Genomic DNA, 14,040 nt, shown 5'->3' with positions numbered 1-14,040 from the left:
CATAGCCCGCCCGTGCCCCGCTTTCGGGCGGGCTTTGCAGCGTGCGCGAGTCCAGAATGCTGGCCGTGGGCTCGGCCTGACGGCCAGCCAGCAGGCGCGCCAGTTCGCGCAAATCGGCCAGCAAGGGCTCGAAACAGCGGTTGTCTCGCCAGCGCCCCCCCTGCTGATACACCGCTGGCCAAGGCGGCAAATCGTGGGGCAGGTAGCGCCAGCCGCAGCCGGTCTTGGCCAGGTAACGCAGGGCGTTGAACAAGGCCCGCAACGAGTGCTGCCGTTGCGGCGCATCTTCGCGCACTAGGGCCAGATACGGCGCTACAAACGCCCACTCCGCATCCGTTACATCACTCGGGTAACCAACTTGCCGTGCCATGCCCCAAATTTAGCTCACCAGTCCATAACAGGCTCTAGACTACCTCCAGTTAACCCAAGCGGCTGTTGACCACAACTGCCCCACCCTTTTTGGGGTTTTCCTACTACCGCTAGATTTCCCTATTTTTACCGATGGCCGGCCCTTTGTTTACCTGGAATGCTACCTGTATAAGGCCGTTTTTCCCTGGAACTACAGCTGCCAGACTGCTTTATTCTGCCTGGATGCTGCCACCATCAGCATGCCGGGGCACTGTCCCGAGTCGGGTCATCGCCTCTTTATCTAATTTACTCGCCCAGCCGTATGTCCTTTTCCGTTACCGCTTGCCCGTTGTGTTCGAGAAATTGTGGCCTCGAGGTCGACACACAGGAGGGCAGACTCGCCAAAATCCGGGGGGATGAAAAGCATCCTATCAGCCAGGGCTACATCTGCCAGAAGGCTGCCCGGCTCGAATATTACCAAAACCACGACGACCGCCTGCGCTACCCGCTTAAACGCCAGCCCGATGGCTCGTTCACCCGCATCAGCTGGGACACCGCGCTGCGTGAAATCGCACAGCAGCTCAACCAGGTAAAAAAGCAGCACGGCGGGCCGGCGTTTGCCTTCGTGGGCGGCGGCGGGCAGGGCAACCATTGGGGCGGCGTGTACAGCAGCCAGATGCTGGCCGCAATGGGCAGCCGGTACATCTACACCGCCCTGGCGCAGGAAAAAACCGGCGATATCTGGGTGAACGGCCGCCTGTTTGGCAGCCAGCTCTGCCACACCACCGAAGACATCGAGCACGCCGACTACGTGCTGTTCATCGGCACCAACCCGTTTCAGGCCCACGGCATCGTGAATGCCCGCGACACGCTGAAAGCCCTGCAAAAAGACCCCGCCCGCACCATGGTCGTCATTGACCCGAAGGTGACGGAAACGGCGAAAATGGCCGACATCCACCTGCAGCTCCGGCCCAGCACCGATGCGTACCTGATGCTGGCCCTGCTGGCGGTTATCGTGCGCGAAAACCTGTGCGACGAGGAGTTTCTGGCTCAACATTGCACCGGTTCCGAGGCCGTGAAACAGGAGTTGCTGGCCATTGACACAGCAGATTATGCCCGGCGCTGCGACGTGCCGCTGGCCGACATTGAGCGCGTGGCACGAGGCTTTGCCCAGGCAAAAAAGGCCTGCGTGCGGGTCGATTTGGGTACGCAGCATTCCAAAAACACGACCCTGAACGGCTACCTCGAAAAGCTGCTTTACCTGCTGACGGGCAATTTTGGCCGGGCCGGCGGCAACAACCTGCACACGTACCTTATCCCTCTGGCCAGCAATACCGACGAGCGAAAAAAGGGCCTTCGCACCGCCGCGCATCAGATGTTTCCGATTGGCGGGCTGTATCCGCCCAACATCCTACCCGACGAAATCAATCATGCCGGGGCTGACCGGGTGCGGGCCGTGTGGGTAGACAGCGCCAACCCGGTGCTCACCTACGCCGACACCCAGGCCTACCGCGCCGCCTTCGAGAAACTGGAATTGCTGGTGGTGGTCGACATCGCCATGACCGAAACGGCCCGGCTGGCGCATTACGTGCTGCCGGCGGCCTCGCAGTTCGAAAAACTCGAAGCCTCCGGCTTCAATCTGGAGTTTCCCGCCAATTTCTTTCACCTGCGCCACCCGCTGTTTCCGCCCTTGGAGGAGGCGCTGCCCGAGCCGGAAATCTATACCCGGCTTCTGGAAAAAATGGGCCTGCTGCCCACCACCTTCCCGGTGCTGAGCCTATTGGCGCGGGGCGAGCCCCGGGCCACGGCCCGCCTGGGCTATTTGCTGGCCTTGCAACTGTTGTTTAAACGCAAGCCGCTTTTGCAAAAATTGGCCAGCTCCGTGCTGTACCGCACGCTGGGCAAAACCCTGCCGCCGCCGCTGGCCGCCGCTGCGCCGCTGCTGGGCCTGGCCGTGGGCTACGCCACGCGCTACTACCACGCCGTGAAAAAAGCTGGCCTCGAGGGCAGCCGCCGCACACTGGGCAATGCCCTGTTTGAGGCGATTTTGGCGAGCCCATCGGGCCGGATTATCAGCCGGCACGACTACGCCGACGTGTGGTCGCTCCTCAAAAACCCCGACCGGAAGATTTACCTGGAAATCCCGGAAATGTTTGGGGCCATGCAGGCGCTGAAGCAGGCGGAAGAAGCCTCCGGTGATTTTCCGTTCGTGCTCATGGCCGGCGAGCGGCGCAGCTACAATGCCAACCAGATTTACCGCAACCCGGCCTGGCGCAAAACCGACCCCAAGGGCAGCCTGCGCATGCACCCCGACGATGCCCTGGAGCTGGACCTCGCGCCCGGCGCGGAAGTGGTGTGCGAGTCGGCCCGGGGCAGCATCCAGGTGTTCGTGGAGGTCGACGCTACCGTGCGCCGGAAAATGGTGACGCTGCCCAATGGCTATGGCCTGCGCTACCAGGGCGGCCCGCCGACCGGCCCGGAGCTCAACATGCTGACGGACAGCAAAAATTGCGAGCCTTTCACCAAAACGCCCTACCACAAATACGTGCCGGTGAAGATTCGCAAGGTGACCGGCGCCTCCGTGTAGCCCACTGTGCTACACGGAGACTTGTTCCCCAAAGTAAGTTTTTTCGCCTTTATCAGCCGGCACGTACACACCGGCTGATAAGGGCATTTTCAACTTACGCCAGCGTGGCCATGGCGCGTGAAAAATCAGTTCACCCGTGGGCGTGGGGAATGCTGCTTTCAGGACGTAACATCGGCCGTTCTGTTTCAAGCCTATGATACTTCTTAATCACCGGTGCACTTCCAGCCAGCCATTGACCTGCTATTTTCGTCTCGGTTTCGCGCAGTAGGTAGTAGTATGAGGTGGTCTAAAGTCTGTGGACAACTGAGGGGTCTGTATCTTTGCGGATGCGCCGCCGCGAATTAAGCGAAAGAGAATGGCAGTTGATTGAACCCTATATGCCTGGCCGACCCGGCACTCGCGGGGTAACAGGACAGGATAACCGCCTCATTGGCACGGCGGTGTTCTACCGCTCCCGCACGGGCATTCATTCCCTGGCGCGACCTGCCTGCTCGCTTTGGTCCCTGGAATACGGTGGCCCGGCGCTTCCGCCGGTGGGCCAAAGCGGGCGTGTGGCAGCGGCTGTTTGAGGCCGTGCAAGAACCTGACGACGCTTGGGTGCTGGTCGATTCGACCACCGTCAAGGCCCACGAAGCGGCAGCGGGCCAAAAAAAGTACGGCCTCAGCCGAAGCGCCGGGACGCAGCCGCGGCGGCTTCGGCACGAAAGTGCACGCTGTAGTGGACGCATCGGGCAACTGCCTACATCTACGCTTAACCCCGGCCGAGTGCGTCGACAGTCCGCAACTGCCAACGGCGCTGGCTCAGCCACCTGAGGCCGTGGTATGCGACAAAGCGTATGACACGAACGCCGTGCTGGAAGCCAGTACCGGCCAGTCAGCGCAACCCGTTATCCCGCCCAAAGCCTCGCGCCGCGACCAACGCGCATACGATGAGAATCTCTACGCCGACCGCAACAAATTTGAGCGCTTCTTTGGTCGACTCAAAGAAGCCCGCGGCTTTGCTACCCGCTACGAAAAAACAGCCGTCTCTTTTTTAACCGTCGCCCACCTACTCGCGGCCCTCGACTGGATGCGCTAATTGTCCACACGCGCTAGTAAAAATAGACAGTTTAAGGACTTAGTGGCAGTTCAACAACTCATAAGTTTTAGGCTACAATAATTGACATCAATTAAACCTAATAATGTCGTAGATGTGGTCCAATAAGACGGTTCGGAAAAGAATAAGCACTTTGTTTTAAATCTTGGATTTTTTGATCCACCCCATTACCGTAGTTCAACACGTGGTTTGGGAGAAGCTTCAGGGCTCTTGATGGCCTGTTGAGCTGAGGTGGTCCGGTTAGACTGGACAGTTTAGGGCGTTAAGTGGAAGAAGCTGTTGGTGAGCGTAATACGGCGTTTGATAGTCGATACTCGAGTGCAATTGTTCGTGATTATAATAATCAAAATGGTCGGCGACGCTGCGTTGGGCGTCCCAGAGGTCGACCAAAACAGGCCGCTCACGGACTTCAAGGACCTCTGTTTTGAGACGCGACCAGAGGCTTTCGGCTTGGGCATTATCGTAGCAGTCGCCACGCCGGCTTTGCGAGCGCAAGGCCGCGTGGCGGTGTAGCAGCGTGCGGTAGGCGTTGCCGCAGTATTGGCCACCTCGGTCCGAGTGAACGAGCAAACCGGGTGTCGGCTGCTGGGCCAGCAAGGCCCGATGCAAGGCCGTCGTAAGCAGTTCTTCGGGCATACTGGTCATCACGTGCCAGCGCCTTGCAGCACCCTGTGGTGAGCGCCGTCGCGCGGGAGCACTTGCACTAGGGGCTTGAATATTTGGAAGCACAATTATGCGCGCTCGAAGCCGAATTACTGCACTTGCTGGAGCATTACTGCGCCCGCGAGATGCCACTGCTGTGCTCCGTTCTGGGTATTGGCCGCAAAACAGCGGCCGCCTTGTTGCTCTTCGCCAAATGCTTTGCGTAAGTCGATAACTACCGGCAGTTACTAGCTAACGCTGGCCTCCGTCCCCACGAGTGCAATTTGGGAACTGGCGCGTGGCAGGACCCGTATCACACGCACAGGGGAAGACAAATTCGCCGCAGGTTTTTTATGTGCAGCTTTTGCTTTTCGACGAAGAAAGTCAACGCTGCTTGTAAAGTGTTGTATGATTGCCTCGTGGCCAAAGACAAGAACGGAAAGCTCGTCTTAACTGCCGTTTGCAACAAACTACTCAAACAGGCTTGCGCCACCATCAAATCTGGCATTCCTTGTCAAACTGATTTCGCTGAAATTTCGGTTTGAAGCCTCACATTTAAACACAAGTCATTCTTGGTCCAGTTACTAGTGCAACCCCGACTACCTTTGTGCCATGAGAAGCTAACTTTTCTGAGTACCATTTCTATCCGGAAAAGCTAGCTCTCGCCCTTCTTCTGACTGGTCTGAATCTTTCCTACAGTTCAGCGTGTTCGCGCAGCTTTTTACCCTATAGGCATGGCGCGCCGCATGCCACTCCTCACCCCACCCTTTGTTTGCATGGCTTCTAAAAACGTACACATACCACCTTCTCCTTGGCAGCGCCTCACGCGCATGCTCGATACCGAACGTCGTTCCATCCGTTACATCATCTACTACGCCATTCTCACGGGCCTCATCAGCCTTACACTACCCCTTGGCACGCAGGCCATATTCAACTTGGTATCAACAGGGGCTGTGTTTGCCTCGACCTACATTCTGATTGCGGTTGTGGTGCTCGGGGTGCTGCTTGGTGGATTTCTTCTTATTGGGCAAATGACGTTAGTAGAAGCCATTGAGCAGCGTTTGTTTGCCAAAGCTGCCGCCGAGTTTGCCTACCTTTTGCCCCGCGTTGACCCTAAAGCCTTAGAGGGCGAAAACCCGCCCGAGTTGGTCAATCGTTTCTTCGATATTCTGACGGTGCAGAAGGGCCTTACCAAGCTCCTGATTGACTTGATGTTTGCTGGCATTCAAGTATTATTTGGCGTGATCGTGTTGTCGTTTTACCACCCCGTTTTTATTGGGGTTGGTTTTTTTACGCTCGTGATGCTGGTATTTATTTACTGGCTGAACTACCGGCGCGCCCTGCGGACAAGCTTGGAGGAATCGTCGTATAAGTATAAAACGGTCGATTGGCTGGAAAAAGTGGCCGGGGCTCTTCCGAAATACCGCGATAACCCTGAGGAGCAACGCCGCGCCATGCAGCGCACCGACGAACTCACCGCTGATTACCTGCACGCCCGTAACGACCATTTTCGGGTGCTGAAGCAGTACTTCGGCTGGTCGGTGGCATTGCGCACGGTGCTGACGGGCGGCATGCTGATTGCCGGCACCTTGTTCGTGGTATCGCGCCAAATGACCTTAGGCCAATTCGTGGCTGCGGAGGTACTTATCGTGCAGATTAGTAGCTCTATCGAGAAGCTGGTCACTGGCGTGAGCACCATCTTCGATATTTTAACCGGTGTGGAAAAGCTAGCCGTGGTAACGGACTTACCTCTCGTTGCAAATAAGACCTCAGAAGCGCATGCTTAATCTATCGAATCAAAACATAGGCGCGGCTGTCTGGGATGAAGAGTTCACTCGTTCACAAAAAGAACTCCTTGACCCGAAAGGTGGTCGTCGCATTGGCCGCATCATGATGGTGGCAGGAGTTATGTTCTTGGTCATCTTATTTTTGCCCTGGCGACAAACCATTGAGGGCACCGGCACGCTCACCACGTTGAGCCCCCAAGATCGGCCCCAAACGGTGCAGAACGCCATTGCAGGCCGCATTGAGCACTGGGCCGTGCGTGAAGGCCAGTTGGTGAAGAAAGGTGACACAATCCTCACCATTTCTGAAATTAAGGACGAGTATTTCGACCCCAACTTGCCACAACGTTTGCGCGAGCAGCTAGCTGCCAAACGAGGTAACGTAACAGCCAATGCTACTAAAATCAACGCGACCGATCAGCAGCTGGCGGCCCTGCGCACCACGTTAGAGGTACAGCTATCGGCTGCCCGCAACCGTGTAACTCAGGCTCGCAACACGGTTTCAATTGACAACGCTGACTTAGTGGCCGTAAACAACGCCTTCCAGATTGCTCAGGCCCGCCTGACGCGCTACGAAGCAGGCTACAAAAATGGTCTGTTCTCGCTGACGGATATTGAGTCGCGGCGCTTGAAACTGCAGGAGGACCTGGCAAAAGTGACAGCGCAACGCAACAAGCTGCTGAATTCGCGGCAGTCACTCGCCAACGCGACCATCGAGCTAGCTAACCTGCGGGCCAAGTACGAGCAAGACATTGCTAAAACCCAATCAGACCGCAGTTCGGCGATGTCGAGTTTGTCGAGTTCGGAGGGCGAGGTAGCCGCCTTACGCAACAAGATCAGCAACGTAGAGGTACGCCGTGGTATGTATGCCGTGCGGGCGCCCCAAGCAGGCTACGTGGTGCGCACGCTCAAAGCCGGTATTGGTGAAACGATCAAAGAAGGTGAATCCATTGCAACCCTGCAACCCGACGCGCCCGTGCTCGCCGCCGAGCTGTACGTACGCGCCATGGACGTGCCCCTCATTCAGCGCGGGCGTACGGTGCGCTTGCAGTTTGATGGCTGGCCGGCGGTCCAGTTTTCGGGTTGGCCCTCGGTGGCCGTGGGTACATTTGGCGGCACCGTGACGGTCATTGACGTGATCAGCACCACCAATGGCCGGTACCGATTGTTAGTACGTCCTAAGGTCGACCACGCCAATAACGACGGTGTGTGGCCAAATCAGCTACGCCTAGGCTCAGGCGTATACGGTTGGGTGATTCTAGATTCGGTGCCGGTGTGGTACGAAATCTGGCGGCAGCTCAATGGCTTCCCGCCTAGCCTGCAAGCGGCCCCCGAGGAAGCTCCCATTAAGAACAAAGCCGAGGATAAAAAGTCATGAAAAGGCCCTGTTTATTTGGGCGCCCTAGTTCGCGTTGGCTGATGCTATTCGGCCTGTTATTGCGGGCTGTTGGCGTCCAAGCGCAACTTAACCCCCTCCCGGTACGTCCGCCGGGCATTGGCGCGCCGGTGCCGCTGCAAACGCGGCAGCTAGCCGCCGATGGCCCCGCCACCGACACGGCACGCGTGTTCTCCTTGCAAGACCTAGCCGACTTAGTTTTTGTCAATCATCCCGTAGTAAAGCAAGCGGCCCTGCTCAGCGCCGACGCGCAGGCGCAGATGCAACAAGCCCGTGGTAGCTTTGATCCTAAGCTAGGTTCGGGCTTCGACCGTAAATTGTTCGGCGGTACCGACTACTATAATCTTTGGGGTAATGAACTGAAGGTGCCCCTCTGGCCGGGTGGCATCGACCTGAAAGCGAGCTACGACCGCATGGTCGGCACCTACGTTAACCCCGAGCACCGCACGCCGCTCAATGGCTTGGCAGGCGTGGGCTTATCGGTGCCATTGGGCCAAGGGTTGCTGATTGACGCCCGGCGTAGCACCTTGCGCCAAGCCCGCATCCTGGTGACGGCAGCCGAAGCGGATAAGGTGAAGCAAATCAACGAGGTGTGGCTGCAAGCGGCCAAGGATTACTGGAACTGGTACTATGCCTACCAGCAATCGGTGCTGATTCAGGAAGGCGTTGACCTCGCTAATACACGCTTTCAGGCTACCAGCCGGCGCGCCATCCTCGGCGACCAGGCCCCCATCGACTCGGTGGAGGCCCGTATTACGGTGCAAGACCGCCTTGTGCAATCCGAGCAGCTACAAGTAGAGCTACAAAATGCCCGCCTGGTGCTCTCGAACCACCTGTGGAACAAGGACGCCCAACCGCTGGAGCTGCCGACCTATGCCGTGCCGCAAGTACCGCGCCTCAATGCGGTAAATACGACGCAATTCGCGCAACTGCGGGACCTAGCTTCCAACCGTCATCCCACCCTTATCAAGCTCGACGCCAAGATTCGACAGCTAGGCATCGAAGAGCGCTACCAACGGGAGATGCTCAAGCCCGTTATCAACGTGACGGGCAGTTTACTCAGCCGCGGCGACTTCTACCGCTCCGAAATACCCGGGTACTACGACATAGGGTGGGACAACTACAAGCTAGGGGTCGACTTTGCTTTCCCGCTGTTTCTGCGCAAAGAGCGTGGCAAACTTCAGCAAGTCCGCCTCAAAGTGCTTGACGTTACGTTGGAACAGCAGCAAAGTCGCCGCACTATCGTCAACCAAGTCAATGCTGTGTACAACACGCTGAAGGCTTACGAACGTCAACTCACGGTGCAGGCCCAAACGATTGCCAACCAACGCACCTTATTACAAGCGGAGCTGCAAAAATTCGAGCTAGGCGAAAGCACCATCTTCCTCGTCAACAACCGCGAAACCAAGCTTATTGACTTGCGTCTGAAGCAGGAAAGCATGCGTGCCAGCTACGAGAAGACGCTAGCTGAACTCTACTACTACGCCGGAACCTACACCCTGGAGGCCGAACCGAACACTGAGCGGTAAGCAAGAACAAAAGCGCCAACGGGTTAAATGAGCGGTTTGTAAAGATTTAATTAAGTATTGTAATCTCACTCAACTCATCCTAGTGCAAAGCCAATTATTGAACAGCTTTTTATTCTTATAAAGACGAAGAATAATGAATTTCGGCGCGATACAGTGGCTCCAAAGACAATGCTTAGTATCATTGATGCAAAAAACCGGAAAGGATACCTATCCTGACTGAACTAAGTTTAAAACGAACGTACACAATGTAGTAGGTAAGAAAGCTAACATGCCCGCTGATTTTACGTTCCAGAACAAACCACTCTATGACGACCGTCCTGGTTGAAGTCGCAAGCTCGTTGAAGAAGCAGGAGTTGAAGTGTTCTACAACGCCACTACTCAATATCTATTAAGCAGTATCGGCTCCGGCTCGATCAGGCCACCGAAATATTAGAAGTGCATTCGATTACGGTGGTTGACCAACAACTTTATGCTATGCACACCAAAGCACTAGATGGCATCGTAAAAATTTAGACAGCTGTACTACTAAAGAGTTATGATTAAACGTTTACATCAAAAAGGGGAACAACATCATACATGACATCGTACATGTGCTAATAGAGCACGGTTGGCGTAACTAACAAGAAAGCATCATCTTTTTTTGGTCCGGATCTCTTAACTAAGCTATACATATTTAAATAAAATGTTATAGGCTTAGTGCACTTGACACTTCTACATAGACGAAAGATTAAAACAAATAAGAAATGGACATTACACGAATTTTCGAAAACAATCAAAACTGGGTTCAAAAGAAGCTAAGCACAGAGCCGGACTACTTTAGTAACCTGTCTAAAGGGCAAACTCCAGATATTCTCTATATAGGTTGTTCAGATAGCCGTGTAACAGCTGAAGAACTTATGGGTGTATCACCTGGGGAAGTGTTTGTGCTTAGAAACATTGCTAATATGGTTCCTAATACTGATCTAGGTGTGATGTCAGTTGTCAACTATGCCGTGTTACACCTTAAGGTAAATCACATAGTGATTTGCGGTCATTATTATTGTGGTGGCGTCCAAGCAGCCATGAGATCAGAAGATTTAGGGATATTAAACCCATGGTTAAGAAATATTCGTGACGTGTACAGAACGCACAAAGACGAGTTAAATAATATTGCGGACGAAGAACTGCGTTATAAGAGATTGGTAGAACTGAATGTTGAAGAACAGTGTATTAACATTCTTAAAACGGCGGAAGTGCAAAAAGCCCGTCGTGATCGAAATCTTACTGTTCACGGATGGGTTTTTGATGTGCATTCGGGAAAATTGATTGACTTAAAAATAGACTTTATAAAATTATTAGAAAATATAAAGGAAATTTATCGTCTTGATTGAAGTAAACCTGGAAATTTTATTGTAGTATAGCTGCGATTTCGTGTTACACAACTTCAGTTTTCAGGTGCCATTAAATCATTTATCTTGAGGATTAGGCCATTGAAGCGGCAGTATCGTCAATATATTTCTTTAAATTCAGTTTAAAATGAATAGTTATTAGTCAGGTAAACTCATAATTATGAAAAAAAGGGAACTTTGTTCGGTATGCCCTGATTGTCATCTCGAACAAGCGTTAGAGGAAAAGTTCCGTCAGGATGCTTATTTCCTGACCGCTTTGGGCTAAGTATTTGATTTTTCAGAATTTTCTTCTGCCAAAACGTTAGATCACTTTATAAATCAAGAAGTGATATCAGAGATTGTAATTGTGCACGATATGGATTGTACGTCCATAAGAAATACGGTTATCAAGGAAAATAGATACGATACGAAGGCGGAAAAGACATCAGAAAAACTTATTAGAAATAGCTCTGAAAAATTCGCTTTTTTAACTATAGATAAACAAAAAGAGCTTCTTGTGAGACTAACTATTTATCGTCAAGCCTACGAACTACTTGATGCAGCATTTATAGGAAATAAAGTTAATGATGAAGTTATAAGTGTAAGTGGCTTAATATATGATCAAAAAGATTCTAGATTTGAGCGATTAATATTGGAATTATACTCTCTAAATCCTTAGTTTATCAGCTATTCTACAAATACTTGGTTAAGTAGGAATTACAAGAATGTTATAGCGGATTCATGAACGGTGTACGTGATAGCCGCAGTGGTTAAACCAGGCTTTCGCGTCGTCACCGCTAATCCAGTCGATGGCGGCCTGCACAGCTTCTTGCAGGGCCTGCCGGGTACGCGCCTGGGCTGTGCGCAACTTGGTTTTGAGCTTGCTCCAGGCCTGCTCGATGGGCGCGAAGTCGGGCGAGTAAACAGGTAAGAACAGCACGTCGATGCCCCGTGCGGCCAGCCACTCCCGCAAGCCCCTCAGGTGGTGCACGGGCAGGTTGTCCAAGACCAGCACGTCGCTGGGCGCGAGTGTGGGAGCCAGGCAGTGCACCACTATAGAAGGTAAAACTGCGCTGATTCAAGGCTCCTTCCAGCAGTTGCACGGCGCCGAGCCCGGCCATCAACAAGGTCCCGATTAGCGTCAGGCTGCCGCCCCGACGTAGCGGCGGGTGTATTCCAGGCGCAGGCCCGTTTCGTCGAGAAAGTGAAAGCGGGCGGTAGCGGGGCGCACCTGTTCCGTCTGCCTATACTTCTCCCGCGTCTGTGCGACGCGGGGGGTGTCACGCTCGCTGGCGTGCAGACTTTTTTTGCGCCGCAGCCCGTGTTCAGCCAGCACCTGCCACAGGCAGGTCTGGCCCACGACTCGGCCGCTGTAGTGCTGCCAGGCGTGCCCCAATTCAGCTAGCGTCCCGTCGGGGTGCTCTTGCACGTAGGCCACCAGCCAGGCTTGGTCTTCGGCCGAGAGGCAGCGGGCAGGTCCGCCGTTGACGGGTTTGGCCGCCAGCGAACCCGTCTGGCGCTGGCGCCGAAGCAACTTTTTGACGAACGAAACGCTGACGCCGAAGCGTTGCGCTACCTGTTCTTAGCAGGAGCCGGCTTGCTGACAAGCCGCGGCTACACGGGTACGCAAATCAAGGAAGTACGCTTGCATACGCTAGCGTACGTGCTAACCAGAAATAGGGTACACCAGCCGCGAAATTGCTATAATTGTGGGTATACAAAGCGAAATCGAGTATACCAATACACCCCAGAGTAAGTTTTGTGACTCCAGACCACTTAATTAATTCAACGCACTGGTCTCACCGTCGAACAATAAGCCATTGAAAGGCAATGATTTGCTGTTTCAAATCTAACTTTTCAACCAACCTTTAACCGAGGCCGCTGAGGCCAACATTCTGCGTGGCCGTTGCTCTCGTGGTGCTGACGTATGGCGCCGCGCCGCCGTTTGACTTCTGCTAGCTACCGCGGCTGTTTTGACAGATCTTTCAGCTCTATATTTCTAAAGTCAACTGGCTGTCCTTCGCTTTGTAGCGCAATAAAACCGCTTCTTAACATTTTCCCATCTTGTTTCATAGCCGGATCGAACCGATTCACGACGCCTCCCCCAATCTGAGGCTTCGAGTAGCGCATAACGGTATCGCCATTGATGACGTGGGTAATGCATGAATCGCCCAACACAATGAGTTCCGCTTTAACCCATTGATCACCATCATAGGTTTTCGAGCTAGAATCGATGCAGTGTCGCTCATCGAGTTGGCCCTTGTACACGATTTGGGTACCCGGCGAACACATGTTTCCGGTAGGACGCGGCTTCCCATCCCCAAGACCGCCTAAAAACTGAAACTCAACCGAAATGGGCCAATCCTGTTCCTTCGGCATCGTGCGCGGATCTTGCGAATGAAACATGACGCCACTATTGCGTAACGTATAGCTTGGTGCCCCTTGTTGAAGTGCTCCGACAAAGCGGTACTCCAATTTGAGATGATAATAGGAAAAGGGTATTTTGTAATACAAGTGTCCAAATTGATCGTTAAATTCTCCATACTGATTATAGCGCACCTTTATAATACCATCTTCTACTCTGAAAGTATTCCCAAAATTCTCACCCACATTGTGGTGCTGGATTTTTACAAACCAATCGGAAATATCCTTGCCGTTGAAAAGCTTGATCCACTCATTACCACCTCGTGAAAGCGGAGCAGATGTACAGCTAGTTAACGCCAGCAGCAACAACATCGAAACGGCAACTAGTCGCATAAGTCGTGTTTAAATGATAAAGGGTATTGGTAACCTAACGAATTTTATCAGATGAAACAGCAGAAATTACTGTAGGGCAAATGATAGTCCAGACCGCTATCGGGTACGGGCTGGTAGCAGAACAAGCAGCGGCTCATGGTTCATCGGTCGCCAGAGGATGAACACTCAGGGCCTCAATGCAGTCCTGGCAACAGGCTAGCAGTAAGCCCATCCGGTCACGGGCGCTGAGCTTCCAGTTCTTTTCGGCCACTTCCAGTAATCAGCCCTCGGGAATGAGACCATCAAAAAACGGAAACATTATCCGCTCCACGTAGGGTGCGGCGCGTAAGGGCAGCGTTAAACTCACCGGCTCCGCGGTGGCCGCGGCGAGGTAGGCTGGGACGTAGGTGAAGGTATAGCCTTGCTCATCCTGCGTGAGGTGGCCAGCCAGTTGCCCGTGCAAGCGTATTTCGGCCCTTCTCATGGTGGTGTGTCCAGTAACTGGCTACGGTCCGGCGGCGTGGGTGCCAATTCGTGGCCAAACAGGCGCAGCAC

At 53.8% G+C, this 14,040-nt stretch carries 13 protein-coding genes and 1 pseudogene; 8 read left to right on the top strand and 6 right to left on the bottom strand.

Features of this window, described 5'->3' with window-relative positions; genetic code table 11:
• The coding region (locus VF639_RS20650) for a transposase (RefSeq protein ID WP_331147837.1) at positions 1-370 on the bottom strand (370 nt) is incomplete at its 3' end.
• 300 nt (positions 371-670) lie between these two features.
• Here VF639_RS20650 and VF639_RS20645 point away from each other — a divergent pair.
• The 3 genes and pseudogenes from VF639_RS20645 to VF639_RS20635 all read left to right on the top strand — a co-directional run bounded on the left by VF639_RS20645 (position 671) and on the right by VF639_RS20635 (position 4,013).
• Complete coding sequence (locus VF639_RS20645) at positions 671-2,935, top strand: molybdopterin-dependent oxidoreductase (protein ID WP_331147836.1); 2,265 nt, start codon at positions 671-673, stop codon at positions 2,933-2,935.
• Between the two features lie 429 nt (positions 2,936-3,364).
• Positions 3,365-3,490 (top strand): annotated as a pseudogene (locus tag VF639_RS20640) (transposase); the annotation flags it as partial.
• Positions 3,432-4,013 (top strand): IS5 family transposase, encoded by a 582-nt coding sequence (locus VF639_RS20635; protein ID WP_331147835.1) that lies wholly within the window; start codon positions 3,432-3,434, stop codon positions 4,011-4,013. The pseudogene VF639_RS20640 and the gene VF639_RS20635, both read left to right, overlap by 59 nt.
• A gap of 258 nt (positions 4,014-4,271) precedes the next feature.
• On the opposite strand, the gene VF639_RS20630 is transcribed toward VF639_RS20635, so the two are convergent.
• Complete coding sequence (locus tag VF639_RS20630; protein WP_331147834.1) at positions 4,272-4,667, bottom strand: integrase core domain-containing protein; 396 nt, start codon at positions 4,665-4,667, stop codon at positions 4,272-4,274.
• Positions 4,668-5,449: 782 nt separating this feature from the next.
• Between VF639_RS20630 and VF639_RS20625 the strand changes: the two genes are divergently transcribed.
• From VF639_RS20625 to VF639_RS20605, 5 genes are all read left to right on the top strand, one after another.
• A complete protein-coding gene (locus VF639_RS20625) occupies positions 5,450-6,460 on the top strand; it encodes an ABC transporter transmembrane domain-containing protein (protein ID WP_331147833.1) in 1,011 nt (336 codons plus the stop codon).
• A complete protein-coding gene (locus VF639_RS20620; protein WP_331147832.1) occupies positions 6,453-7,835 on the top strand; it encodes an HlyD family secretion protein in 1,383 nt (460 codons plus the stop codon). The genes VF639_RS20625 and VF639_RS20620 overlap by 8 nt, the downstream gene beginning before the upstream one ends.
• Before the next feature lie 41 nt (positions 7,836-7,876).
• A complete protein-coding gene (locus VF639_RS20615) occupies positions 7,877-9,382 on the top strand; it encodes a TolC family protein (protein ID WP_331147831.1) in 1,506 nt (501 codons plus the stop codon).
• Between the two features lie 743 nt (positions 9,383-10,125).
• Complete coding sequence (locus VF639_RS20610; RefSeq protein WP_331147830.1) at positions 10,126-10,752, top strand: carbonic anhydrase; 627 nt, start codon at positions 10,126-10,128, stop codon at positions 10,750-10,752.
• 373 nt (positions 10,753-11,125) lie between these two features.
• Positions 11,126-11,428 (top strand): hypothetical protein, encoded by a 303-nt coding sequence (locus VF639_RS20605; RefSeq protein ID WP_331147829.1) that lies wholly within the window; start codon positions 11,126-11,128, stop codon positions 11,426-11,428.
• 60 nt (positions 11,429-11,488) lie between these two features.
• Here VF639_RS20605 and VF639_RS20600 read toward each other — a convergent pair whose 3' ends face one another.
• The 4 genes from VF639_RS20600 to VF639_RS20585 all read right to left on the bottom strand — a co-directional run bounded on the left by VF639_RS20600 (position 11,489) and on the right by VF639_RS20585 (position 13,969).
• Positions 11,489-11,803, bottom strand: coding sequence for a transposase (locus VF639_RS20600; RefSeq protein ID WP_331147828.1), 315 nt, complete (start codon positions 11,801-11,803; stop codon positions 11,489-11,491).
• Between the two features lie 87 nt (positions 11,804-11,890).
• Positions 11,891-12,283 carry a hypothetical protein gene (locus VF639_RS20595; RefSeq protein ID WP_331147827.1) on the bottom strand — a complete coding sequence of 131 codons (393 nt, stop codon included), beginning with the start codon at positions 12,281-12,283 and terminating at the stop codon, positions 11,891-11,893.
• 425 nt (positions 12,284-12,708) lie between these two features.
• Entirely contained in the window at positions 12,709-13,506 is a 798-nt protein-coding gene (locus tag VF639_RS20590; protein WP_331147826.1) for a 3-keto-disaccharide hydrolase, read from the bottom strand.
• A gap of 259 nt (positions 13,507-13,765) precedes the next feature.
• Positions 13,766-13,969, bottom strand: a complete 204-nt coding sequence (locus VF639_RS20585) for a HipA N-terminal domain-containing protein (RefSeq protein ID WP_331147825.1) — start codon at positions 13,967-13,969, stop codon at positions 13,766-13,768.
• Positions 13,970-14,040 lie beyond the last annotated feature (71 nt).

Source organism: Hymenobacter sp., from assembly GCF_036387835.1.
GTDB lineage: Bacteria > Bacteroidota > Bacteroidia > Cytophagales > Hymenobacteraceae > Hymenobacter.
Note: the sequence above shows the minus strand (reverse complement) of the source record. Positions and strands in the feature narration are given on the sequence as shown.